The following is a 21,638-nucleotide window of genomic DNA, read 5'->3' as shown; positions in this document are numbered from 1 at the left end:
GTTGAACGCGCCCGGCGTAGTGATATGTCAGGATGTCTGACAGCAACAAGCGAAAGCGATTTTCATGGCCTATGAGACGATCACCGTCGAAGTAGAAGACCACGTTGCCCTAATTACCCTGAACCGGCCCGATGCGCTCAACGCGCTCAACCAGCAGCTCCTGACCGAGCTTGTGGATGCGCTTCAGGATGCACAGGGCAATGACAAGGTGCGCTGCATCGTGCTGACCGGGTCCGACAAGGCGTTTGCCGCCGGGGCGGATGTGAAGATGATGGCCGAAAAAAGCTTTGTGGATGCGTTCGCGGGCGATCTTTTTGGCCCCGAGGCGGATGCGATCACGCGTATTCGTAAGCCGATCATCGCCGCTGTGGCGGGTTATGCGCTGGGCGGGGGCTGTGAATTGGCGATGATGTGCGATTTCATCATTGCGGCCGATACGGCGAAGTTTGGCCAGCCCGAGGTGAACCTTGGCGTGATGGCTGGGCTTGGCGGCTCGCAGCGCCTCACGCGCTTTATCGGCAAGTCGAAATCGATGGATATGAATCTGACGGGCCGTTTCATGGATGCTGAAGAAGCTGAGCGTTCGGGCCTCGTGAGCCGTGTCGTGCCTGCCAAGAAGCTGCGCGAAGAAGCTCTGAATGCGGCGGGCAAGATTGCCGAGAAGTCGATGATTTCGGTGATGGCGATCAAGGAGGCTGTGAACCGCTCCTATGAGACCACGCTGAGCGAGGGGCTTTTGTTCGAGCGGCGGGTGTTTCAATCGCTTTTCGCGACCGAGGATCAAAGCGAGGGCATGGCGGCATTCATGGAGAAGCGTCAGGCACAGTTCCGCGACAAGTGATCAGGCGACAGGTCGCGCCGGTCTGAGAGATTGACGCTTGCAAATCTGGGCCGTGGCCTTTATGCGCCGCGTCAGACATGCGTGTGATGCCCGCTTTGGCAAGAGACTGCTTCGGCCCTTATGTGGCGCGAGGCACCTTTTCGGGGATTGGTATTGCACAACCGCAATTGAAACGAAAACCCGAAGGAAGACGACATGGCCAACACGCCCCAGTCCAAAAAACGCGCCCGCCAGAACGAGAAACGCCTGGCCGTAAACAAAGCCCGCCGTTCGCGGATTCGCACCCATCTGCGCAAAGTCGAAGAGGCCATTGCCTCGGGTGACAAAGAGGCCGCAACAGCCGCCCTGCGCGCCGCCCAGCCTGAGCTGATGCGCGGTGTCACAAAAGGCATTTTCCACAAGAACACTGCTGCACGCAAAATGTCGCGTCTGTCGGCACGGGTCAAAGTTCTCGGTTGAGAAAATCGACTAATCCATTGAGAAAAAAGGCGTCAATCATTTGACGCCTTTTTTTGTGCCACAGGCATAAGCATAACGCCTGCGATTCTTTTCATGCAAAATCAGAGTCAAGATCGAAGATCAGTTGATGAAGCGCGGACCCTGTTGGTAACTTAGTTGAACGACTCGTTACCACTTGGGGGCAGGAGGGTAAGGAGATGCTGCAAAGTTACGCTTTGCTGTGTGTTCTACTTTTCCGGACGCAACGTCCGGCAGCGTCCAACAGAACAAACACGACGTAAGGTCATGGTGGGTACACCAGCTAGATGTGCTGACATTTGGTATGACCTATTGTGCCTAGTATCCGGTATTTGCGACCGGAACACTGCTGAACAGCGTTCAGCAGACTGGTATGTGTTTGCGCTGCTCGGTGACGGTTGTGTTTGGGGTTCGTGCGCCTGTCTGGGGCCGCGATATCCTTTGGATGCTGTCAGTTGCGGAACGGAATAACATGACAAAAGAATACCGAGGCGAATGTGCGTGGGGCAAAGAGCAATGGGGCCAAGTAAAGCAAGACCTTCAGGCTAGCGTAGGCAGCAGCAATTTCACGACATGGATCGAACCGCTTGATCTGAGCGAGGTCGCCGATGGTGTGGCCACTTTTGATGTCGCCACCACGTTTTTCGGCAATTACGTCTCGCAGAAATTTGGCGATCAGATTCTTTATCATGTGCGCAGCGTTGATCCCGCGATCCGCCGCGTGCATTTTAAAGTGCCCGCCAATAATGCTCAGCCCGCTCCGCGCGCGCCGCGCCCTGCAAAGGCCGCACCCGTGCGCGACGCTCAAATCCCGGCAGCGCCTTTGGACAAACGCTTTACCTTCGACAGTTTTGTCGTGGGCAAGCCCAATGAGCTGGCGCATGCCGCAGCCAAGCGCGTGGCCGAGGGCGGTCCCGTCACGTTCAACCCTCTCTTTCTTTATGGCGGCGTGGGCCTTGGCAAAACGCACCTGATGCACGCCATCGCGTGGGAGCTTCAGGCGCGCCAGCCGGACCTTAATGTGCTGTACCTCTCGGCAGAGCAGTTCATGTACCGCTTCGTGCAAGCCCTGCGCGAGCGCAAAATGATGGACTTCAAAGAGATGTTCCGCTCGGTCGATGTTTTGATGGTCGATGATGTGCAATTCATTGCTGGCAAAGACAGTACGCAAGAGGAGTTTTTCCACACTTTCAATGCGTTGGTGGATCAGCATAAGCAGATCATCATCTCCGCTGACCGCGCGCCGACCGAGATCGAGAACCTCGAAGAGCGTATCCGCAGCCGCCTGCAATGCGGGTTGGTGGTGGATCTGCATCCCACCAATTACGAACTGCGCCTCGGCATCCTGCAATCCAAGGTCGAATATTATCGTGGGCAATACCCGGATGTGACGTTGACTGACGGCGTGCTTGAATTTCTCGCGCACCGGATCAGCAAGAATGTGCGGGTTCTGGAAGGGGCGCTGACGCGGCTTTTCGCGTTCGCCTCGCTCATCGGCAAGGAAATCACGCTTGAGTTGACGCAGGAATGTCTCACGGATGTTTTGCGCGCCTCCGAGCGGCAGGTGACGGTGGAGGAAATCCAGCGGCAGGTGTCGGATCACTACAATATTCGGCTGAGCGATCTTGTCGGCCCCAAACGGGTGCGGGTTTTTGCCCGACCCCGGCAGGTGGCGATGTTTCTCAGCAAGGAAATGACCTCGCGCAGCCTTCCCGAGATTGGACGGCGCTTTGGTGGGCGCGACCACACCACGGTCATGCACGGCGTGCGCCGGATTGATGAGCTGCGCCGCGAAGACGGGCAGATCGCCGAGGATCTGGACCTGTTGCGCCGCACGCTCGAAGCGTAGGCCTGTGGCCACAGTGCCTGTTTCACATCACCTGAGATGCATTAAGGGGTTGAGCGCGGGCCTGCGTTTGGTAACGTGCGCTTCCCGGCCCTTTGTGCCGGAAGGATTTCAAGGAGCAAGGGCATGAAGCTGAGCATTGAACGCGGCGTATTGCTAAAGGCCGTAAGCCAAGCCCAATCCGTGGTGGAACGGCGCAATACGATTCCGATCCTCGCCAATGTCCTCATCGAGGCCGAAGGCGATGGCGTGCATTTCCGCGCCACTGATCTGGATATTGAAGTGGTCGACAAAGCGGCGGCTCAGGTCGAGCGCGCAGGGGCCACCACCGTCTCCGCTGTGATGCTGCATGAGATCGTGCGCAAACTTCCCGATGGGGCGCTTGTCACGCTGACCGATGATGGGGCCGCCGGGCGGTTGACCGTCGAGGCGGGGCGTTCGCATTTCAACCTTGCCACATTGCCACGCGAAGATTTTCCGGTGATGGCAAGCTCTGAATATGCCAGCAACTTCTCGGCCAAAGCGCCGGAGCTGCGGCGGCTTTTCGACAAGTCCAAATTTGCGATCTCCACCGAGGAGACGCGCTATTATCTCAACGGCGTTTATATGCATGTGTCCGAGGCCGATGGCGGCAAGGTTCTGCGCTGTGTGGCGACGGATGGGCACCGTTTGGCACGCATTGATGCCGAACTGCCCGAGGGTGCGGGCGACATGCCCGGCGTGATCGTGCCGCGCAAGACCGTGGGAGAGCTGCGGAAACTGCTGGATGATGACGAGGCGATCATTGCCGTGTCGGTGAGCGAGACAAAGATCCGTTTTGCGACGCCAGAGATCACGCTGACATCGAAGGTGATCGACGGGACGTTCCCCGACTACACACGGGTCATTCCGCAAGGCAACACCCGCAAGATGGAGGTGGATGCCGCTGAGTTTGCGCGCGCGGTTGACCGTGTGGCGACCGTCAGCTCCGAGAGGTCGCGCGCGGTGAAGCTGTCGCTGGATGAGGACCGTCTGGTGCTGAGCGTAAATGCGCCCGATAGCGGGGCGGCCGAAGAAGAGCTGGTCGTGGCTTATGGCGATGAGCGGCTTGAGATCGGGTTCAACGCGAAATACCTGTTGGAAATTGCAAGCCAGGTGGACCGTGAGAACGCTGTGTTTCTCTTCAACTCCGCAGGCGATCCGACGTTGATGCGCGAGGGCAATGACCAATCGGCGGTCTATGTCGTCATGCCGATGCGCGTGTGACACCTGTTTGATTTGAGTATTTTTGCAAAGAAGAAAGGCCGGGCATGACTGGCCTTTCTTTGTCGTCATTGAGCCTGTCGCATTTTCGGTCGCATAAATCGCTTGGCTTGGAGGTGGATGCGCGGCCTGTGGCGATCCATGGGCCCAATGGCGCGGGCAAAACCAATCTGATTGAGGCTGTCTCTCTTTTTTCTCCGGGGCGTGGCATGCGCCGGGCGGCGGCGGCGGATATGGTGCGCCGACCTGAGGCTGTGGGCTGGAAGGTGACGGGGGTATTGCAATCTCTGGGCCGTGTGCATGAGATCGAGATGTGGTCCGAGGAGGGGGCCTCCCGGCAGACGCGGATTGACGGCAAGGCGGCGGCGCAGCTGGCCCTTGGTAGATTGGCGCGGGTGCTGTGGCTTGTGCCTTCGATGGACCGGCTCTGGATAGAGGGGGCGGAAGGGCGGCGGCGGTTTTTGGACCGCATGACAATGAGCTTTCTGCCCAGCCATGGCGAGGCCGTTCTGGCATTTGAAAAAGCGATGCGCGAGCGCAACCGATTGCTGAAGGATCAGGTGCGCGACGGGCATTGGTATGTGGCGCTTGAGGCGCAGATGGCCCGATCGGGCGCGGAAATAGATGCCGGGCGCCGCAGCGCGCTGGAGGCGCTTCATACTGCGCAAGATGCGGCGGAGACGGCTTTTCCGGTGGCGGCGCTGGAGATTACGGCGACCGAGGGCGAGATGCCTGCCAGCGAGGGGGATTACCGCGATGCCCTGTCGGAAAGCCGGTTCCGGGATATGGCGGCGGGGCGGACGCTGATTGGGCCGCACCGGGCGGATTTGTACGGGGTTTATGCGGCCAAGGGGATTCCTGCCAAGGATTGCTCCACCGGAGAGCAGAAGGCGCTTTTGGTGTCTCTCATCCTTGCCAATGCGCGGGCGCTTCAGGCGGATTTCGGGGCGACGCCGTTGCTCTTGCTGGATGAGGTGGCGGCGCATCTTGATGCGGGGCGGCGTGCGGCACTTTATGATGAGATTTGCGGGCTGGGTACACAGGCCTGGATGACGGGCACGGGGCCTGAGCTTTTTGCCGAGCTGGGCGTGCGGGCGCAGCATTTGGAGGTGACCGAAGAGGCGGGGCTTTCGATGATGCGCTTGGGCTGAGGTGGGCCACAAAATATGGGGTCTGCACGTGACAATCCCCCCCATAGACCGTATAAACCAGACAAAATGACGAAGGATAATTCGCATGTCTGAGGCAGCCAACGCACCCGAAGAATACGGTGCTGATTCTATTAAGGTTCTCAAGGGCTTGGAGGCTGTCCGTAAGCGTCCCGGCATGTATATCGGGGACACGGATGATGGCAGCGGCCTGCACCACATGGTCTATGAGGTGGTCGATAACGGCATCGACGAAGCGTTGGCTGGGCATGCGGACCGTGTGGTCGTGACAATCCACGGGGATTCGTCGGTCTCTGTCAGCGATAATGGGCGCGGTGTGCCCGTGGATCACCATGAGGAAGAGGGGGTTTCAGCCGCCGAGGTTATCATGACCCAGCTTCATGCGGGCGGTAAATTCGACAGCAATTCCTACAAGGTTTCGGGCGGTTTGCACGGGGTTGGTGTGTCGGTCGTGAACGCGCTCAGTGATTGGCTGGAGCTGCGCGTATGGCGCAATGGCAAAGAGCATGTCGCGCGGTTTGAAGGGGGCTACACTACCGAGCACCTCAAGATCGTGGGCGATGCGAATGGGCGCAAGGGGACCGAGGTGCGGTTTCTGGCCTCGCTGGAGACGTTTTCCAACCTTGGCTACAGCTTCGAGACGCTGGAAAAGCGGCTGCGCGAGCTTGCGTTTCTCAACTCAGGCGTGCGGATTCTCCTGCGCGATGAGCGGCCCGAGGAGCCTTTGCAAACCGAGCTGCATTATGAGGGCGGCGTGAAGGAATTCGTCAAATATCTCGATCGCAACAAATCCGCCATGCTGCCTGAGCCGATTTTCATCGCGGGTGACAGGGACGACATCGGTGTCGAGGTCGCGATGTGGTGGAATGACAGCTATCATGAGACCGTCCTGCCCTTTACCAACAACATCCCGCAGCGCGATGGCGGCACGCATATGGCGGGCTTTCGCGGGGCGCTGACGCGGACGATCAACAATTATGCGCAAAGCTCCGGCATTGCGAAGAAGGAAAAGGTGAGCTTTACTGGGGATGATGCGCGCGAGGGGCTCACGTGCGTTTTGTCGGTCAAAGTGCCTGACCCAAAGTTTTCCAGCCAGACCAAGGACAAGCTTGTGTCATCCGAGGTGCGCCCGGCGGTTGAGGGGCTGGTGAACGAAAAGCTCGCCGAGTGGTTCGAGGAGAACCCCGCGCAGGCCAAGGTCATCACCACCAAGATTGTCGAGGCCGCCATGGCCCGCGAGGCGGCGCGCAAGGCGCGCGAGCTGACGCGGCGCAAATCGGCAATGGATGTGAATTACCTTGCTGGAAAGCTCAAGGATTGCTCGGAAAAGGACCCGTCGAAGACGGAGCTTTTCATCGTGGAGGGGGACAGTGCCGGCGGCTCTGCCCAGACGGGTCGGGATCGGGGGACGCAGGCGATCCTGCCGCTCAAGGGCAAGATCCTGAATGTGGAGCGGGCGCGGTTTGACCGGATGCTCGGCTCTCAGGAGATTGGCAATCTGGTCATGGCGCTTGGCACCGGGATCGGGCGTGATGAGTTCAACATCGAAAAGTTGCGCTATCACAAGATTGTTCTGATGACGGATGCGGATGTGGATGGCGCGCATATTCGCACCCTTCTGCTCACGTTTTTCTACCGCCAGATGCCTGAATTGATCGAGGGTGGCTATCTTTATATCGCGCAACCGCCGCTCTTTAAGGTGATGCGGGGGCGCTCGGAAGTCTACCTCAAAGATCAGCCAAGCCTTGAGGATTACCTGATCGCGCAAGGCACGGATGATGCCGTCTTGCGGCTTGAATCCGGTGAGGAGATTATCGGGGCGGACCTTGTGCGGGTCGTTGAGGCCGCTCGGCAAGCTAAGCGTATTCTCGAAGCGTTTCCAACGCATTACCCGCGCCATATTGTAGAGCAGGCGGCGATTGCCGAGGCCTTTGCCACGGGCAAGGTGGACGCCGATCTGCAAGGCGTGGCCAATGCGGTTGCCAAGCGGCTGGACCTGATCGCGGTCGAATATGAGCGCGGTTGGCAGGGGCGTCCAACGCAGGACAAGGGGATGCGCCTGACGCGTGTCGTGCGGGGTGTGGAGGAGGTCCGCACGCTTGACGGGCCGGTTTTGCGCTCGGGCGATGCGCGGCGTTTGGGGCAGCTGACGACGGGCCTGCGTGACACGTATAGCCACCCGGCCAAGCTGGTCCGCAAGGACCGGACGCAGGATATTTTTGGGCCTTTGGATCTGCTTGATGCGATCCTCAAAGAGGGTGAAAAGGGACTGACGCTGCAACGCTATAAAGGTCTGGGCGAGATGAACCCAAGCCAGCTTTGGGAGACCACGCTGGACCCTGACGCGCGCACGCTTTTGCAGGTGCAGGTGGATGATGTGGCCGAGGCCGATGATCTCTTTACCAAGCTGATGGGGGACGTGGTCGAGCCGCGTCGCGAGTTCATTCAAAAGAATGCGCTTAACGTGGAAAACCTCGACTTTTGAGGGGGTTGTCCTGCGTTAATCTGTGCGCAATCACTGCTTAAATATTGCGTTGTTTGAAGCCTCTTGGGGCTGAAGTATAGTCTCGCGGAACACCAAATTTCTGCGGAGGATATACCCATGTCGGTTGAGATCATTGATACGCTCGTTGTCGGCAGGGGGCAGGCTGAGCGTTGCGATGACCGTTTGAGTCCGCCCATTTCACTGGCGAAGAGTGGTAATCACTCCTTGGCAAACACAATCTGGACGCCAGTATGAGTAGGCATGGAAATTGCCATGACAATGCTGTGCCCGAGAGTTTCTTCCACCTGTTGAAGCGCGACCCCATCAGGCCGCGAACATACATCACACGCGATGCGGCAAGGCAGGATGTGTTGGACTACATCGAGATATTTTATAACCCAACCCGCAAGCACCCAACAACGGCATGCTGCCACCGGGTGACTGGGAAACAGAACAAGAGAAAATGAACGAGGCCGGCGTATAGGAAGCTAGGCGTACCTCAGTTTGCTTTGACGGTAGCTTCGCGGCATCAGGGGGCCACGAGGTGAACGGCAGCCATGGCTGGAAGTGCCTATATGAGGGGTGCAGGTTTAGCAGTCGTTTTTCTAGCTCCGAGGCCGAGCTCGGCGCAGAACTATTCCAAGATATCGCTCACCCGACTCAGGGGTGTGACTTGACCGCCGCACCGTGAGCCGAAGAAATTACGGGCGCGCGTGCTTCCGTATAGCTTCTGGCAACCGCTAACAGATAGTTTTCGATATCGCGTTCGGTGCGTAAGTTAATGATTTATATGGAAAAGTGGTGAGCCCTGTTGGGTTCGAACCAACGACCTACTGATTAAAAGTCAGTTGCTCTACCAACTGAGCTAAGGGCCCACTAGACCGGGTATCTAGAAAGAGAGCCGGGGAGGGTCAACCCCTGATTTGAGTTATATTGGGCGAGGATGCTGGATTCGTCCCGGCACCCCGTCTATATGCGCGAGGATGGTGGATGTGCGCGATATAGAATGGCCTTTCATGAAGATGCATGGGCTGGGCAACGACTTTGTCGTGCTGGACGCGCGCAAAGGGCGCGTGCTGGATACGCATGCACAGGCGCTGGAGGTAAGTGCGTCTTTGGCGCGCGCCTTGGGCGACCGGCACCGGGGCATCGGATTTGACCAACTTGCGGTCATCACGGATGGCGCGGCGGACGCCCATCTGACGTTTTACAACAGCGATGGCAGCACCTCTGCCGCTTGTGGAAATGCCACGCGCTGTATCGCGCGCTATCTTATGGACGAGAGCGGGCGAGACGCGCTGCACCTGACCACCGCGCGGGGCGATCTCTTTGCGCGTGATGCAGGTGGGGGGCTTACATCCGTAAATATGGGCCAGCCGCAGCTTGAGTGGCGCGACATTCCGCTGGCCGAGGCGATGGATACGCTTGAGCTTCCTATTGAGGGCGCGCCGGTGGCCACGGGCATGGGCAACCCGCATTGCACGTTTTTCGTCGATGATGCCGAGGCCATTCCGCTTGAGACATTTGGTCCGCGTTATGGGCATCATCCACTTTACCCTGAGCGCACCAATGTGCAGGTGGCGAGCGTCATCGGCCCTGACCACCTCAGGATGCGGGTGTGGGAGCGGGGCGTGGGGGTTACCTTGGCGTCAGGCTCATCGTCTTGCGCCGTGGCTGTGGCGGCCGTGCGCAGGGGCCTGACGGGCCGTGCTGTGCGGATTGATCTCGATGGCGGCACGTTGCAGGTGGAGTGGCGCGAGGATGGCGTCTGGATGACCGGGCCGACGATGCATGTGGCCTCGGGTACGCTCACGCGGGCGTTCATGGAGAGCCTGACATGAGTGCGCCTGTCTTTGCAAACCACGGCTGCCGCCTTAATGCTTATGAGACCGAGGCGATGAAGGAGCTGAGCGCGCAAGCGGGGCTGGAGAACGCCGTGGTGATCAACACTTGCGCCGTGACCGCCGAGGCGGTGCGCAAGGCCCGGCAGGAAATCCGCAAACTGCGCCGCGCCCATCCCGGTGCGCGTCTCATTGTGACGGGCTGTGCGGCCCAGACTGAGCCCGAGACATTCGCTGCGATGGACGAGGTGGATGCCGTGATCGGCAATACCGAGAAGATGCAGCCCGCCACATGGGCGGGTCTCGCCGGCGATTTCGGGACCGAGCCTGTGCAGGTCGATGATATCATGTCCGTGACCGAGACCGCCGGGCACCTGATTGACGGCTTTGGCACGCGCAGCCGGGCCTATGTTCAGGTCCAGAACGGCTGCGATCATCGCTGCACGTTTTGCATCATTCCCTACGGTCGCGGCAATTCGCGGTCGGTTCCGGCGGGCGTCGTGGTGGACCAGATCAAGCGGCTGGTGCAGCGCGGCTATAATGAGGTGGTGCTGACGGGGGTGGATCTGACCTCATGGGGGGCAGATCTGCCATCGGAGCCGCGCTTGGGCGATCTGGTGATGCGTATCCTCAAGCTCACGGATGTGCCACGCTTGCGGATCAGCTCGATTGATTCGATCGAGGTGGACGAAAACCTGATGCAGGCCATCGCGACCGAGCCGCGCCTGATGCCGCATCTGCATCTCAGCCTTCAGCATGGTGATGATCTGATCCTCAAACGGATGAAACGGCGGCATCTACGCGATGACGCGATCCGCTTTGCGCAAGACGCGCGCGCGCTGCGCCCCGACATGACCTTTGGCGCGGATATCATTGCAGGGTTTCCGACCGAGACAGAGACGCAGTTCGAGAACTCGCTGGCGCTTGTCGAGGACTGTGGGCTGACATGGCTGCACGTCTTTCCCTATAGCCCGCGCCCCGGAACCCCCGCCGCGCGGATGCCGCAAGTGCATGGCCCCGCGATCAAGGAGCGGGCAGCGCGGCTCAGGGCGCTTGGCGCCGAGCAGGTCACACGGCATCTTGCCGCACAGATTGGTGCCGAGCACAAAGTGCTGATGGAAAACCCGCATATGGGGCGCACCGAACAGTTCACCGAAGTAAGCTTCACCGCGCCGAAGCCCGAAGGCCAGATCGTGTCTGCCCGCGTCACCGGGACCGACGGCGCGCAGCTGATCGCGGTCTGAGGCGCGCGGCGTGCTGCTGGACAGCGCGCAGGCCCACGCCTAGGCTTTGGGTAGCCTAAAAGGAGCGCCTATCATGAAACTTCTCACCGCCGCCCCATCGCCCTTTGGCCGCAAGGTCATGGCCTTGCTGCATGAGACCGGACAGCTGGAAACGGTTGAGGTGCAGATGGTTGCGGCCTCACCGGTAGCCACGCCCGCCGACCTTGCCGCGACAAACCCGGTGGGCAAAATCCCCGCGCTGATCCGCGAGGGTGGCCCGGCGCTTTACGATAGCCGGGTGATCTGCCGCTATCTCGATGCCCAAGTGGGCGGTGTGCTCTACCCCGAGGCACGGATATGGGAGACGCTGACGCTTGAGGCGACGGCGGACGGGATCATGGATGCGGCAATCTTGATGGTTTACGAGGGGCGCGTGCGGCCAGAAGAACTGCACTATGACGTCTGGATTGAGGCGCAATGGACCAAGGTGGAGCGCAGCCTTGATGCTCTGGAGGCGCGCTGGATGAGCCATCTGGCAGGCCCGCTCGATATGGGGCAGATCGCCGTGGCATGTGCGCTTGGCTATCTGGATTTCCGCCATGTGGAGCGGGAATGGCGCGGCGTGCGTCCGCAACTGGCGGCGTGGCATGGCGTTTTCTCAAAGCGAGCCAGCATGGAAGCCACCCGGCCTGAGTGAGAGCCGCAAAAAAGGCGCCCCGGATAAGGGCGCCTTTCAAAGCTTTTCGTGAGATAAGGCTCAGAAATTGTAGCTGATGCCGATATTGACCGCGTGGGTGAAAAGCTCGGTTCGCAGCTTGCCATCCGTCTGACCGGGCACAGTGGGGTCTGCGTCGATGGTGATGTCATTGTCTGACCACGTGGCCTGATACTCCCCAAAGAGCGACCAGCGGTCGTTCAATGCGTATTTCATACCCGCGATACCACGCAGCGCGAGGCCGGTCTGCTCATAATCAAATGTCCGCCCGCCAGCGCCAGTAACCTGAATATCCACATGCGGCATTGCGATACCAAGACCGCCGCCCACATAAGGCGTCCATCGGGGGGCACCGAAGGCCTCGGGCCAGCGCTTCATCACGTTGGCGGTGATGATGTTGTGTCCGTCGGAAAGCTCAAGCCGGTCCACACCGATGGCCGCACGCGCAGCTGCGGGGGCGTAGGCATTGGCATGTGTACCCTCCACACCGAAACCGAGGTTGTTTTGCGTCCACCATGTGATCCGCCCCCCGTAATAATAGGGATTCTCCAGAGGATTGCCGTCCCAAGCGACATTGCGGCTGAAGGCCGCACCGCCCGGAAGCGTGCCCGACGCGCGGCTCTCATCCACGCTCTGGACGCCGAGATAGAGGCTCAGTTCGATCTCGGCGACGGCAGGTGCGGCGCTCATCAGGAGGGCTGCGGCCGCTATTTTCAAGTATTTCAGCATATCAGGAGCTCTTTCGTCTTGGTGCACGTGTTGTCAGGTGCATACACCCGACCCGGCCTCGGCTCAAGCGCGACAGATGCGCGCTCTGATCACAAGTTCTGCATTGTTGACTGGACGCACCACAAAACCCCCGCTAAATAACCGTCTGTTAGAGACCCGGTTGTAATGCGGGCTCGGAATCAATTGCGACCAGGGTCAAAGATGGCCCCAGTTAAATGGAGTAAACCTCGTGTCCCACGCAGATGACAACGAAGGCACCCGGAGGGATTTCCTCTATTATGCCACCGCCGGCGCAGGCGCCGTAGCAACCGGGGCGGCTGTTTGGCCCCTCGTGAATCAGATGAACCCATCCGCCGATGTTCAGGCCTTGAGCTCAATCCGCGTTGATATCAGCGGTGTAGAGCCCGGCACGCAGATCGCTGTGAAATGGCTGGGCAAGCCCGTCTTCATCCGCCGCCGTACACAAGCGGAGATCGATGACGCGAACGCGGTCGACATTTCGACGCTGCCAGATCCCTTTGCGCGCAACGCCAATCTTGAAGAGGGCATGTCGGCTGAGGACATCAACCGCACAATGGTGCCCGCCGAGGGATCCGAGGATGGTGCGGAAGAATGGCTTGTCATGATGGGCGTTTGCACGCATTTCGGCTGTGTCCCGCTGGGTGATGGTGCCGGCGAGTTTGGCGGATGGTTTTGCCCTTGCCACGGATCGCACTACGATACAGCAGGGCGGATTCGAAAAGGTCCCGCCCCCGAAAACCTGCCGGTTCCCCCGGCCGTATTCGTCGACGCGACGACGATCAAATTGGGATAAGGACAGAAATAATGGGTGGAATTCCACACGATTCTTACGAGCCAAAGTCGGGCGGCGAAAAGTGGCTGCACCGCCGCCTTCCGATCGCCGGCTTGGCATATGACACACTGATGTTGCCCACGCCCAAGAACCTCAACTGGATGTGGATCTGGGGCATCGTCCTGACCTTCTGTCTGGCACTTCAAATCATCACCGGCGTTGTTCTGGCGATGCACTATACTCCGCATGTCGATCATGCGTTCGCCTCGGTTGAGCACATCATGCGCAACGTGAATGGTGGGCATTTCCTGCGGTATCTTCATCAGAACGGCGCGTCGCTCTTCTTTGTGGCTGTCTACGCGCATATCTTCCGGGGTCTGTATTACGGCTCTTACAAATCCCCGCGCGAGATCACATGGATCATCGGCATGCTCATCTATCTTCTGATGATGGGTACGGCCTTCATGGGCTATGTTCTTCCCTGGGGTCAGATGTCCTTCTGGGGTGCGACCGTCATCACAGGTCTCTTTGGCGCGATCCCCTTCATCGGTGAGGGCATCCAGACATGGCTTCTGGGCGGACCCGCTGTGGACAACGCGACGCTGAACCGCTTCTTCAGCCTGCATTACCTGCTGCCCTTCGTGATTGCAGCATTGGTTGCCGTGCATATCTGGGCCTTCCACACCACCGGGAACAACAACCCCACCGGTGTCGAAGTGCGTCGCACATCGAAAGCCGAAGCGGAAAAGGACACCGTTCCTTTCTGGCCCTACTTCGTGATCAAGGATCTCTTCGCGCTTGCGGTCATCCTCGCGGTCTTCTTCGCGGTGGTCGGGTTCATGCCCAACTATCTGGGCCACCCCGATAACTACATTGAGGCGAACGCGCTGGCGACGCCTGCACATATCGTGCCTGAATGGTATTTCCTGCCCTTCTACGCGATCCTGCGGGCCTTCACCGACGAAGTGTGGGTCGTGCAATTCGCAGGCTTCATCACCGGTGGCATCATTGATGCGAAGTTCTTCGGGGTTCTGGCGATGTTCGGTGCGATTGCCGTGATGGCTCTTGCCCCGTGGCTGGATACATCCTCGGTGCGCTCTGGTCGGTATCGCCCGATGTTCAAGTGGTGGTTCTGGATACTCGTGGTGGACTTCTTTGTCCTCATGTGGGTGGGTGCTATGCCCGCGGAAGAGCCGTATAACACCATCTCGCTCATCGCCTCGACCTACTGGTTTGCCTACTTCCTCGTGATCCTGCCTCTCTTGGGCGTGATAGAGAAACCGCTGGCACAACCAGAGACCATCGAAGAGGACTTCGTGTCCCATTACCCTGCCAAATCCGGCGGTGCGCAATCTGCCGCCAGCCCGGCAGAATGAGAGGACCAAAGCACATGTTGAAGAAACTAGGCACTGCCGCCGTCACCGCCCTGGCCCTTTCGGCCGGGCCGGTGCTGGCTGCTGGCGCGGCATATAACGTCGAAAACGTCGACTTCACGTTCGACGGTCCTTTCGGCAAGTATGATCCAATCCAGCTGCAACGCGGCCTGAAGGTCTACACGGAGGTTTGCGCCTCCTGCCACGGCCTGAAGCACGTTCCGATCCGTACATTGCACGACAAGGGCGGCCTTGAGCTTCCCGAGGATCAGGTCCGGGCTTATGCGGAGCTTTACGAGGTTTTCGATCCCGAGATTGACGACTTCCGCCCCGCACGCCCTACGGATCACTTCCCCGAATCGATGCTGGAAAACGCGCCCGATCTGTCTTTGATGGCGAAAAAGCGTGCAGGCTTCAGCGGCCCATACGGGTTGGGCATCAACCAGTTCGTCAATGGCATCGGCGGGGCCGAGTATATCTACTCTCTGCTCGTGAATTACGAGGATCCACCGGCCTGTGCGCCCGAGGATTTCCCCGGAGATTACAACGCAACCTTCGCCAATGGCGGATATCCCGAAAGCTGCAAGGACGAGAATGGTCACAAGACTGTCAAAGGCAGCTGGATCTCCATGGCTCCCCCGCTCTGGGGTGAGGATGTGGATTACGATGATGGCGCGCCCAACGATCTGGAAAGCGTGGCAGAAGACGTGGCGGCCTTCCTGATGTGGACGGCTGAGCCAAAGATGATGCAGCGCAAGAACGCGGGCTTTACCGGCGTCATCTTCCTGACCATCCTGTCGGTCCTGCTCTACCTCACGAACAAGCGTCTTTGGGCGCCGATCAAAGGTAAGAAAAACAGCTGATCCCGTCTTCAGGCAAAGCTAAAAGAAAAACCCCCGCGCAGAGTCTTCTGCACGGGGGTTTTTTGCTTGTTAGGGCCCTCATGTCGTCTCAGGGTCGTCGCAGTGTATCGCCGTAGCTGATCGTCGGCTCAAGCGCGATCCGCACGGGGGCTTGGTCCGCGCCGTCCTTTAAACGGTTGACGATGATCTCTGCCGCCTGCCTGCCAATCTCCTGACGACACGCATCCATCGACGCCAGCTCCTTGGGCAGACCCTTCAAAAGGTTCAGCCCGTTGAACCCCGCAAGGCCGATCCGGCCGGGGATGTCATAGCCCTGCTCCCAAAGCCAAAGCAGCCCACCCGCGCCAATCATGTCGTTGGAATAATACAGGAAATCAAGCTCCGGGTCGCGCTCAAGGATTTCTTTCGTCATCTCCCGCCCCTTCACAAAGGCCGAGCGGCCCTCGTAAAAAGCGCTGTCCACGATCTCGACCCCGGCTTTGGCCAGTGCACCGGTGAATCCTTCGAACCGTTTGCGCGCTCGGTGATCGCGCGGCATCGACGTACCCATAAAGCCTATGCGCTGATACCCGGCCTTGAGGATCGCGGCGGCCATTTGCTCACCCGCGCGGCGGTGTGAAATGCCCACAACGGAATCGACCGGCGTACCATCGACATCCATGATCTCCACCACCGGGATACCCGACGCGCGCAGCATGGCCCGACTGGCCTCCGAATGTTCCAGCCCGGCAATAATCACACCCGAGGGGCGCCAACTGAGCATCTCGTAGAGAACCTTTTCTTCCTTCTCACGGGTGTAATCCGTCAGCCCCACGACCGGTTGCAGCTCGGTCTCCTCCAGCACTTGGCTGATCCCGGTCATCACTTCTGGAAACACCAGATTGGACATTGACGGGATCACTACGGCGACAAGGTTCACCCGGCTCGATGCCAGCGCGCCCGCGATCTTGTTGGGCACATAGCCAAGCTCCTTGGCGCTCGCCAAAACCTTTTGCCGGGTGGCGTCAGACACGTCTCCACGGTTACGCAAAACGCGGCTGACCGTCATCTCGGACACGCCGGAGGCCTCAGATACATCGCGCAGCGTCAGCGGGCGGGTGTCGGATTGTGTCAAAGCGAGTGTCCTGTGGTTAGGGTTGGGCAGATGTTATCGCCAACATTCACACCCTAGCAAGCCCAATCGGCCAAACTGACCTCATGACAATCGCCAAATATCGCGCTATTCAACGATCAACGGTCCCGTGGCTCAACTGGATAGAGCAGCCCCCTCCTAAGGGGCAGGTTGCAGGTTCGAATCCTGCCGGGGTCGCCAAAAACACCTGAAAAATATGACTTATTTACAGGGCTTTGTGCAGGAGCGTGCAGAAAGTCCCGTGAGCTTTCGCGCCGAATTCTGCTGAAACGGCGGAATTCTCGTACAAAACCTGTACAAAATTCGCACGTCTTTGCGCCTTTTGGGGCCTTCCAATGAGCTGGCGGGTTGCAAACACATGCGCGGAACGCAAGTTCGGCAGCGCCACCCGCAAGCAGATCATCATGTTCTTGGCCGACAAGGCGAGCGACGATGGCTCAGGCATCTGGTGTTCGAAGGGGACGATCCAGCGGCATACCGAGCTTGGCGAGACCACCGTTAAGCGAACCGTGCGCGAGTTCTTGAGGGAAGGCATCTTGGTCGAGACCGGTGTACGCACCTGCAAGAACGGCTTCACCGTTGTCTACCGGATCGATCTGGCGACGGTTGAGGCGCTGGAACCCACCGCAGAGCCCGAAATTGAGATGGGGTCCACAGTGGCCCCCGTCCAGTCTGGCCCCGGTACGGGGGCCACTGTGGCCGGGGTACCGGGGCCACCACGGCCCCCAAACCATCCTAAAACCATCCATAAACCACCTTCGCGCAAGCGCGAGGCGGGGGAGGCTGAGAAGATTTTGGCAGCCTATCCACCGGACCGATTGCGAGGCGAGGCGGCCTGCCTTGCCCAGATCGAAGAGGCCATGAAGGAAGGGATTGCACCGGAAGACTTGCTTCAGGCCGTGCAAACCTACGCCACCGACAGCACTGGTTTCACCCGTTCCAAGGTTTGCTTTTCCGACAACTGGTTTCAGTCGCGGCGCTGGAAGGCCTATGTCGAGCGGCAGGCAGAAGACCGAGAGAAGACGGCAGCATTGCGGGCGGATCACCATACGCGGCTGGCCTGCTGGATCAATGATCGCAGCCCGATGTGCAAGCACATCACGGCCAAGCAGATCGACGGAATACTTGCCTCAAAGCTGGTGACACAGGCCCAAATCCAAGCCGCAGGCCTCAGATCATGACCGCAACCGATCCGACCGAAGAGCAAACAGCAAGGCGACCCATGTCATACGCTGGCGCTGCTGACACGGGACCTTGCGAGGGGCGGCAAGCCTCCCCTTCGAACCCCACCGGCGCGGGCAAACCCCGCACCAAAGAGCCGCTGACCGAGACATTCGTCTTTCGGTGCACAGCGGCAGAGAAGGCCGAGCTGCGCGCCAAGGCCGAGGCTACTGGCTTGCCAGCCGCGGCGCTTTTGCGCGAGGCATTGGGCCTCACTGAGGCCCGCCGTCGCAAGCCTGTCCCCCGTGTCGATCCGGCGCTTGTGCTGGCCATCGGGCGCATCGGCGGCAACCTCAACCAGATCGCCCGCTGGCTGAACCGTGCGATGTTGGCGGGCCGCGTTGACCTCGACGCTCTCACCGTTGCCCGCCGCTTGCTAACCATCGAGCGTCAGCTTGCCCGGATCGTCGAGGCCGCGCGCCGATGCTGATCAAGTTCTTCCGCAATGGCAAAGGCGCGGGCGCGGGTCCGGTTGGCTACCTCGTCGCGGACAAGGTGCTGGCCTACGACGACAACCGCGACCTGATCCGCGATGCAGACGGCCAGCCGATGACCGTCACGCGCGAACCCTTGCCGAAGGTGCTGCGCGGCAACCCAGACCGCACCGAGGCCCTGATCGATGCTAGCCGTCACCAGTGGACCTACCGCGCAGGCGTGATCAGCTTTGCCGCCGAGGATGCCCCGACCGAGGAACAGCAGGTCGAGGTCATGGACGGGTTCGAGCGTCTGGCCTTCGCGGGGCTGGACCCGACGCAATATGACGTGCTTTGGGTCCGACATACCCACGAAGACCGGGTCGAGCTTCATTTCTGCACGCCGCGCTTGGAGCTGACCTCGGGCCGGAGTCTGAACATTGCGCCGCCCGGCTATGAGAAAGCCTTCGACAGCCTGCGCGATGTGATGAACCAGCGCCATGGCTGGGCCGATCCGATGGAGCTGGAGCGCGCCCAAGAGGTTCGCGACACCATTGAGACCCCGACTCGCGCCCAAGGCCGCGACGAGCTGCATGCGTGGCTGCAAGACCAAATCAGCGTCGGTTTGATCACTGACCGCGCCAGCATGGTCGATGCACTTGCTGACGCAGGCTTCGACCTGCCCCGCGTCGGCAAAGCTTACCTCACAGCCAAAGACCCTGACACCGGCGAGCGCTGGCGTTTGAAAGGAGAGATTTTCCATGAAAATTGGCAAGCCGACGCGGCTGAGCGAGAAGCTGAACGCGGAACTGGACACGATCCGGCAGGACTACGCCGCCTCGATGGCATCCCAGCTGGAGAGCTTCAGGACCGATTTGAGCAAAATTGCGACCATCGCGCATCGTACAATCGAGAGCGATACCCGCACCTTTCTGCGACAGAACAAGAGCTGGCTGACGATCTCGCCCTGGCTGATCACGGGGACGTTCTTGGTGGGGATCGTCTCGATGATGGCCGCGAGCTTGCTTTGGACGATGTTGCTGACCAGCTCGGAACTGACGGATTTGGGCCTGACGCGGATCGACAGGGAGGACGGGACATGGCTGGTGCTGGACCCGACGACGACGCGCGTGAGGACCTGCACGCTGGACGGCAGGTCAGTGACATGCATCAAGATCGAGGAGGATTAGATGACGACACCCCTGACAGCCTTGGAACGCGACTTGCTCGCCTGCGTCGAGCGGTTGGTGACGGCCTGCGAGGTCTCAGCAAAGGAATTGAGCGGGTTAGAGGAACGCTCGACGACCAAGATGCAGAGCCAGATGGATGGTATCGCGCAATGCATGACGCTGCTGGTGCGTTCGCAAGCCGTATCAATGAAAGCATTGCGTGGATTGTTGAACGAGGAAGCGAGCTACGCGACGCTGGACGAGCAGTTGAGCAGGAGCTTGAGCTTAGCGAAGGACGCCGAAGAGAGGCTGAGACAGAACTAGAAGAGCGGGAGGTCGAGATGGATAGGGGAATGACGCATGGGTTGTGATGCTATCCGAAGCAAGCATTTGGCAGCATTTCATCAGAAACAACTGAAGCAAAAAAAACGACACCAAACAAAGCAAAAGCGCGGCAGGTTATGCCGCGCTTACAATTTAGGTTTACGAAATGGATCAGATAGCTGTGCCACCATCACCAAGGAAGCGATTCTGCTTAGCCATTTTCTCTCCTTTGCCTGCACTATATGGGACGTATTGCTCGCCCCTACGTACAAAATATGGTGGGTCCCGCCCAAAAAATCAAGGGCGGTTTTCATTACGAGCTATCAAACTACAAGAACATTAAGAAACCCGCAACTAGGCGTCTCCCAAAAATAAGAAACAAACTGTTACAAGGCCTTAGACCACATTACCACATACCCCTGATAGGGTAGCATCGGCCTGCTGAATGTCCAACGCTTGAAGTCATCGCCACCATCTGGCGTTTCTGTCAGGGCTCCCCGGTGCAAACTAATAGCTTTGATGTCCAAGTCGGGCACATAGCTATGTACAGAAAAGCTTCCCCTCAACGTTGGAGACAAAAAAGTCAAAATCTCATTGTCAGACACATCTTTGATTAGTTGAAGCTCAAGCTCAACCCGGATCACACCACCTCCCTGAACGTTCACCATGGGGAACGTGTAGATCGTTTCGGCACCGCTCGAGCTGAGTTCGACAGTTGGAATTTCAGGGTCGCATGTAGGAGTTGTTTCGGCGTGTTGATCGGTCTCAGGCGTTTCTTCTTTGACATACGGATAGGTGTCTGGAATTACGTTTTTCTCCCCATGTTCACTCAAAATATCTAGTCGCGTAAATTGATTGAGCAAACCATCTGCGTGGTGAGTATTGGGCAAATAGAACCGTTGATTTGAGGGCTTTAAATTCTTTGTCACATTTTTGACGGTATACGTCTGCTTGACTTTCATGAGCAAGATGTCATCTCTATTAGCAATTGGCTCCAATACAATACTTCTATGATGCTCTTCGCGAATAAAGTCGGCTGTGAAAATTGAGTCTACAACCTCTTCAAATATCGCGGGATCTACGGCGTTCTTATACACGCCCTCAAAAACACTCTCCTGGGCTTTATCAATTGATTCCTGAACAAGCTTTTCTTGGCTTTCCTTGAATTGAGCCATCAGTTCCACTTGCTCGTCGTTCGAAGCAACTTCAACAACAATGATAATAACAAGTGCGATGAAAGCCGCAAAAAACAACTCTTTTGAGAATGCCAGCCAAGTTTTCGGTGATGTTAAAAAGCTTCCAAAAGTTTCCTGCGATCCTGTAAGAAAAAGAAGTTCAACAGTCACCGCGACGGCGAGGCAAACGAGCGCAAAAATTAGGAGAGACAAAAATGGAACCGACAGGAATACTTTCTTGATCGAGTTGGTTTCAGGGCCGTGACTGGGCTTTCCGTACAAATGAAAAACAACCATTCCAAACACAATTGACAAAATCGTTCCAGCCAAAAGGCCAAACAAGAAGAACATCAACACGCCTCGTTCGATAAGTTAATTCTACGAATTTGTACCCTTAAAGCACGGTCGCAACTGCACAGCAATGTTCGTCTGAGCAGGCAACTCCCGATGGCTGGCTTGCCGACAGTGTGAGCTTGCTCGTACGCTCGCAGATCGCCTCAACGAAGGCGTGGCGTGGCATGGTTTGCCGAGAGCAGAGGCCCGCAAGCGCACTGGACGGGCATTTAAAGTAGAGCTTGAGTCTAGTTGGGGACACCGAAGAGGTGCT

General features: G+C 58.6%; 18 protein-coding genes, 2 tRNA genes and 1 pseudogene. 17 read left to right on the top strand and 4 right to left on the bottom strand.

What is annotated here, in order from left to right:
• The first annotated feature begins 64 nt into the window (after nt 1–64).
• From KUD11_RS02565 to KUD11_RS02535, 7 genes and pseudogenes are all read left to right on the top strand, one after another.
• On the top strand, nt 65–841 hold the full coding sequence (locus tag KUD11_RS02565) for an enoyl-CoA hydratase (protein ID WP_109386878.1): 777 nt from the start codon (nt 65–67) through the stop codon (nt 839–841).
• Between the two features lie 195 nt (nt 842–1,036).
• Nucleotides 1,037–1,300 carry a 30S ribosomal protein S20 gene (gene rpsT, locus KUD11_RS02560; protein ID WP_109386880.1) on the top strand — a complete coding sequence of 88 codons (264 nt, stop codon included), beginning with the start codon at nt 1,037–1,039 and terminating at the stop codon, nt 1,298–1,300.
• Between the two features lie 490 nt (nt 1,301–1,790).
• Nucleotides 1,791–3,167, top strand: coding sequence for a chromosomal replication initiator protein DnaA (gene dnaA / locus KUD11_RS02555; protein WP_109388325.1), 1,377 nt, complete (start codon nt 1,791–1,793; stop codon nt 3,165–3,167).
• Nucleotides 3,168–3,290: 123 nt separating this feature from the next.
• Nucleotides 3,291–4,409: a DNA polymerase III subunit beta gene (gene dnaN / locus KUD11_RS02550; protein WP_109386882.1), complete on the top strand. Its 1,119-nt coding sequence runs from the start codon at nt 3,291–3,293 to the stop codon at nt 4,407–4,409.
• Nucleotides 4,410–4,453: 44 nt separating this feature from the next.
• Nucleotides 4,454–5,557: a DNA replication/repair protein RecF gene (gene recF / locus KUD11_RS02545; RefSeq protein WP_109386884.1), complete on the top strand. Its 1,104-nt coding sequence runs from the start codon at nt 4,454–4,456 to the stop codon at nt 5,555–5,557.
• 85 nt (nt 5,558–5,642) lie between these two features.
• Nucleotides 5,643–8,060 carry a DNA topoisomerase (ATP-hydrolyzing) subunit B gene (gene gyrB, locus KUD11_RS02540; RefSeq protein ID WP_109386886.1) on the top strand — a complete coding sequence of 806 codons (2,418 nt, stop codon included), beginning with the start codon at nt 5,643–5,645 and terminating at the stop codon, nt 8,058–8,060.
• Between the two features lie 218 nt (nt 8,061–8,278).
• Nucleotides 8,279–8,544: pseudogene (locus KUD11_RS02535) on the top strand (IS3 family transposase); the annotation flags it as partial.
• A gap of 315 nt (nt 8,545–8,859) precedes the next feature.
• Here KUD11_RS02535 and KUD11_RS02530 read toward each other — a convergent pair.
• Nucleotides 8,860–8,935, bottom strand: a tRNA-Lys gene (locus tag KUD11_RS02530).
• 141 nt (nt 8,936–9,076) lie between these two features.
• Here KUD11_RS02530 and dapF point away from each other — a divergent pair.
• The 3 genes from dapF (at nt 9,077) to KUD11_RS02515 (ending at nt 11,821) form a co-directional block, all read left to right on the top strand.
• Complete coding sequence (dapF, locus tag KUD11_RS02525) at nt 9,077–9,901, top strand: diaminopimelate epimerase (protein WP_224380280.1); 825 nt, start codon at nt 9,077–9,079, stop codon at nt 9,899–9,901.
• On the top strand, nt 9,898–11,145 hold the full coding sequence (gene mtaB / locus KUD11_RS02520; RefSeq protein WP_109386892.1) for a tRNA (N(6)-L-threonylcarbamoyladenosine(37)-C(2))-methylthiotransferase MtaB: 1,248 nt from the start codon (nt 9,898–9,900) through the stop codon (nt 11,143–11,145). The genes dapF and mtaB overlap by 4 nt, the downstream gene beginning before the upstream one ends.
• A gap of 73 nt (nt 11,146–11,218) precedes the next feature.
• A complete protein-coding gene (locus tag KUD11_RS02515) occupies nt 11,219–11,821 on the top strand; it encodes a glutathione S-transferase (protein WP_109386894.1) in 603 nt (200 codons plus the stop codon).
• Between the two features lie 60 nt (nt 11,822–11,881).
• On the opposite strand, the gene KUD11_RS02510 is transcribed toward KUD11_RS02515, so the two are convergent.
• Complete coding sequence (locus KUD11_RS02510; protein ID WP_224380138.1) at nt 11,882–12,568, bottom strand: outer membrane protein; 687 nt, start codon at nt 12,566–12,568, stop codon at nt 11,882–11,884.
• Nucleotides 12,569–12,797: 229 nt separating this feature from the next.
• Here KUD11_RS02510 and petA point away from each other — a divergent pair, with 229 nt between their 5' ends.
• Genes petA through KUD11_RS02495 form a run of 3 tightly spaced genes read left to right on the top strand, consistent with a single transcriptional unit; the run spans nt 12,798 to nt 15,597 of the window.
• Entirely contained in the window at nt 12,798–13,382 is a 585-nt protein-coding gene (gene petA, locus KUD11_RS02505; RefSeq protein WP_109386898.1) for a ubiquinol-cytochrome c reductase iron-sulfur subunit, read from the top strand.
• Between the two features lie 11 nt (nt 13,383–13,393).
• Nucleotides 13,394–14,737 (top strand): cytochrome b, encoded by a 1,344-nt coding sequence (gene petB, locus KUD11_RS02500; protein ID WP_109386900.1) that lies wholly within the window; start codon nt 13,394–13,396, stop codon nt 14,735–14,737.
• A gap of 14 nt (nt 14,738–14,751) precedes the next feature.
• Nucleotides 14,752–15,597 carry a cytochrome c1 gene (locus tag KUD11_RS02495; RefSeq protein WP_109386902.1) on the top strand — a complete coding sequence of 282 codons (846 nt, stop codon included), beginning with the start codon at nt 14,752–14,754 and terminating at the stop codon, nt 15,595–15,597.
• 88 nt (nt 15,598–15,685) lie between these two features.
• On the opposite strand, the gene KUD11_RS02490 is transcribed toward KUD11_RS02495, so the two are convergent.
• Complete coding sequence (locus KUD11_RS02490; protein WP_109386904.1) at nt 15,686–16,711, bottom strand: LacI family DNA-binding transcriptional regulator; 1,026 nt, start codon at nt 16,709–16,711, stop codon at nt 15,686–15,688.
• Nucleotides 16,712–16,832: 121 nt separating this feature from the next.
• Between KUD11_RS02490 and KUD11_RS02485 the strand changes: the two genes are divergently transcribed.
• The 4 genes from KUD11_RS02485 to KUD11_RS02470 all read left to right on the top strand — a co-directional run bounded on the left by KUD11_RS02485 (nt 16,833) and on the right by KUD11_RS02470 (nt 19,903).
• Nucleotides 16,833–16,909, top strand: a tRNA-Arg gene (locus KUD11_RS02485).
• A gap of 155 nt (nt 16,910–17,064) precedes the next feature.
• The gene (locus KUD11_RS02480) at nt 17,065–17,910 is read left to right on the top strand and encodes a hypothetical protein (RefSeq protein WP_109386906.1); all 846 of its coding nucleotides are present in this window, start codon (nt 17,065–17,067) and stop codon (nt 17,908–17,910) included.
• A 41-nt stretch (nt 17,911–17,951) separates the two neighbouring features.
• On the top strand, nt 17,952–18,380 hold the full coding sequence (locus tag KUD11_RS02475; RefSeq protein ID WP_224380137.1) for a plasmid mobilization protein: 429 nt from the start codon (nt 17,952–17,954) through the stop codon (nt 18,378–18,380).
• Nucleotides 18,374–19,903 carry a relaxase family protein gene (locus KUD11_RS02470; RefSeq protein ID WP_109386908.1) on the top strand — a complete coding sequence of 510 codons (1,530 nt, stop codon included), beginning with the start codon at nt 18,374–18,376 and terminating at the stop codon, nt 19,901–19,903. Before KUD11_RS02475 ends, KUD11_RS02470 begins: the two co-directional genes overlap by 7 nt.
• Before the next feature lie 339 nt (nt 19,904–20,242).
• Here the strand turns inward: KUD11_RS02470 and KUD11_RS02465 are convergent, their stop codons facing one another.
• Nucleotides 20,243–21,382, bottom strand: a complete 1,140-nt coding sequence (locus KUD11_RS02465; RefSeq protein WP_109386910.1) for a hypothetical protein — start codon at nt 21,380–21,382, stop codon at nt 20,243–20,245.
• Nucleotides 21,383–21,638: the final 256 nt, after the last annotated feature.

Origin of the sequence: Roseovarius carneus (assembly GCF_020141465.1) — a bacterium.
In the GTDB taxonomy this organism is placed as follows: domain Bacteria; phylum Pseudomonadota; class Alphaproteobacteria; order Rhodobacterales; family Rhodobacteraceae; genus Roseovarius; species Roseovarius carneus.
The sequence above is the reverse complement of the archived record's forward strand: the minus strand, read 5'-3'. Positions and strand labels throughout refer to the sequence as shown.

Coding starts and splice junctions, on each gene's coding strand:
- KUD11_RS02565 (WP_109386878.1), top strand. CDS start 65: ATGGCCTATGAGACGATCACCGTCGAAGTAGAAGACCACGTTGCCCTA.
- rpsT (WP_109386880.1), top strand. CDS start 1,037: ATGGCCAACACGCCCCAGTCCAAAAAACGCGCCCGCCAGAACGAGAAA.
- dnaA (WP_109388325.1), top strand. CDS start 1,791: ATGACAAAAGAATACCGAGGCGAATGTGCGTGGGGCAAAGAGCAATGG.
- dnaN (WP_109386882.1), top strand. CDS start 3,291: ATGAAGCTGAGCATTGAACGCGGCGTATTGCTAAAGGCCGTAAGCCAA.
- recF (WP_109386884.1), top strand. CDS start 4,454: ATGACTGGCCTTTCTTTGTCGTCATTGAGCCTGTCGCATTTTCGGTCG.
- gyrB (WP_109386886.1), top strand. CDS start 5,643: ATGTCTGAGGCAGCCAACGCACCCGAAGAATACGGTGCTGATTCTATT.
- dapF (WP_224380280.1), top strand. CDS start 9,077: ATGAAGATGCATGGGCTGGGCAACGACTTTGTCGTGCTGGACGCGCGC.
- mtaB (WP_109386892.1), top strand. CDS start 9,898: ATGAGTGCGCCTGTCTTTGCAAACCACGGCTGCCGCCTTAATGCTTAT.
- KUD11_RS02515 (WP_109386894.1), top strand. CDS start 11,219: ATGAAACTTCTCACCGCCGCCCCATCGCCCTTTGGCCGCAAGGTCATG.
- KUD11_RS02510 (WP_224380138.1), bottom strand. CDS start 12,568: ATGCTGAAATACTTGAAAATAGCGGCCGCAGCCCTCCTGATGAGCGCC.
- petB (WP_109386900.1), top strand. CDS start 13,394: ATGGGTGGAATTCCACACGATTCTTACGAGCCAAAGTCGGGCGGCGAA.
- KUD11_RS02495 (WP_109386902.1), top strand. CDS start 14,752: ATGTTGAAGAAACTAGGCACTGCCGCCGTCACCGCCCTGGCCCTTTCG.
- KUD11_RS02480 (WP_109386906.1), top strand. CDS start 17,065: ATGAGCTGGCGGGTTGCAAACACATGCGCGGAACGCAAGTTCGGCAGC.
- KUD11_RS02475 (WP_224380137.1), top strand. CDS start 17,952: ATGTCATACGCTGGCGCTGCTGACACGGGACCTTGCGAGGGGCGGCAA.
- KUD11_RS02470 (WP_109386908.1), top strand. CDS start 18,374: ATGCTGATCAAGTTCTTCCGCAATGGCAAAGGCGCGGGCGCGGGTCCG.
- KUD11_RS02465 (WP_109386910.1), bottom strand. CDS start 21,382: ATGTTCTTCTTGTTTGGCCTTTTGGCTGGAACGATTTTGTCAATTGTG.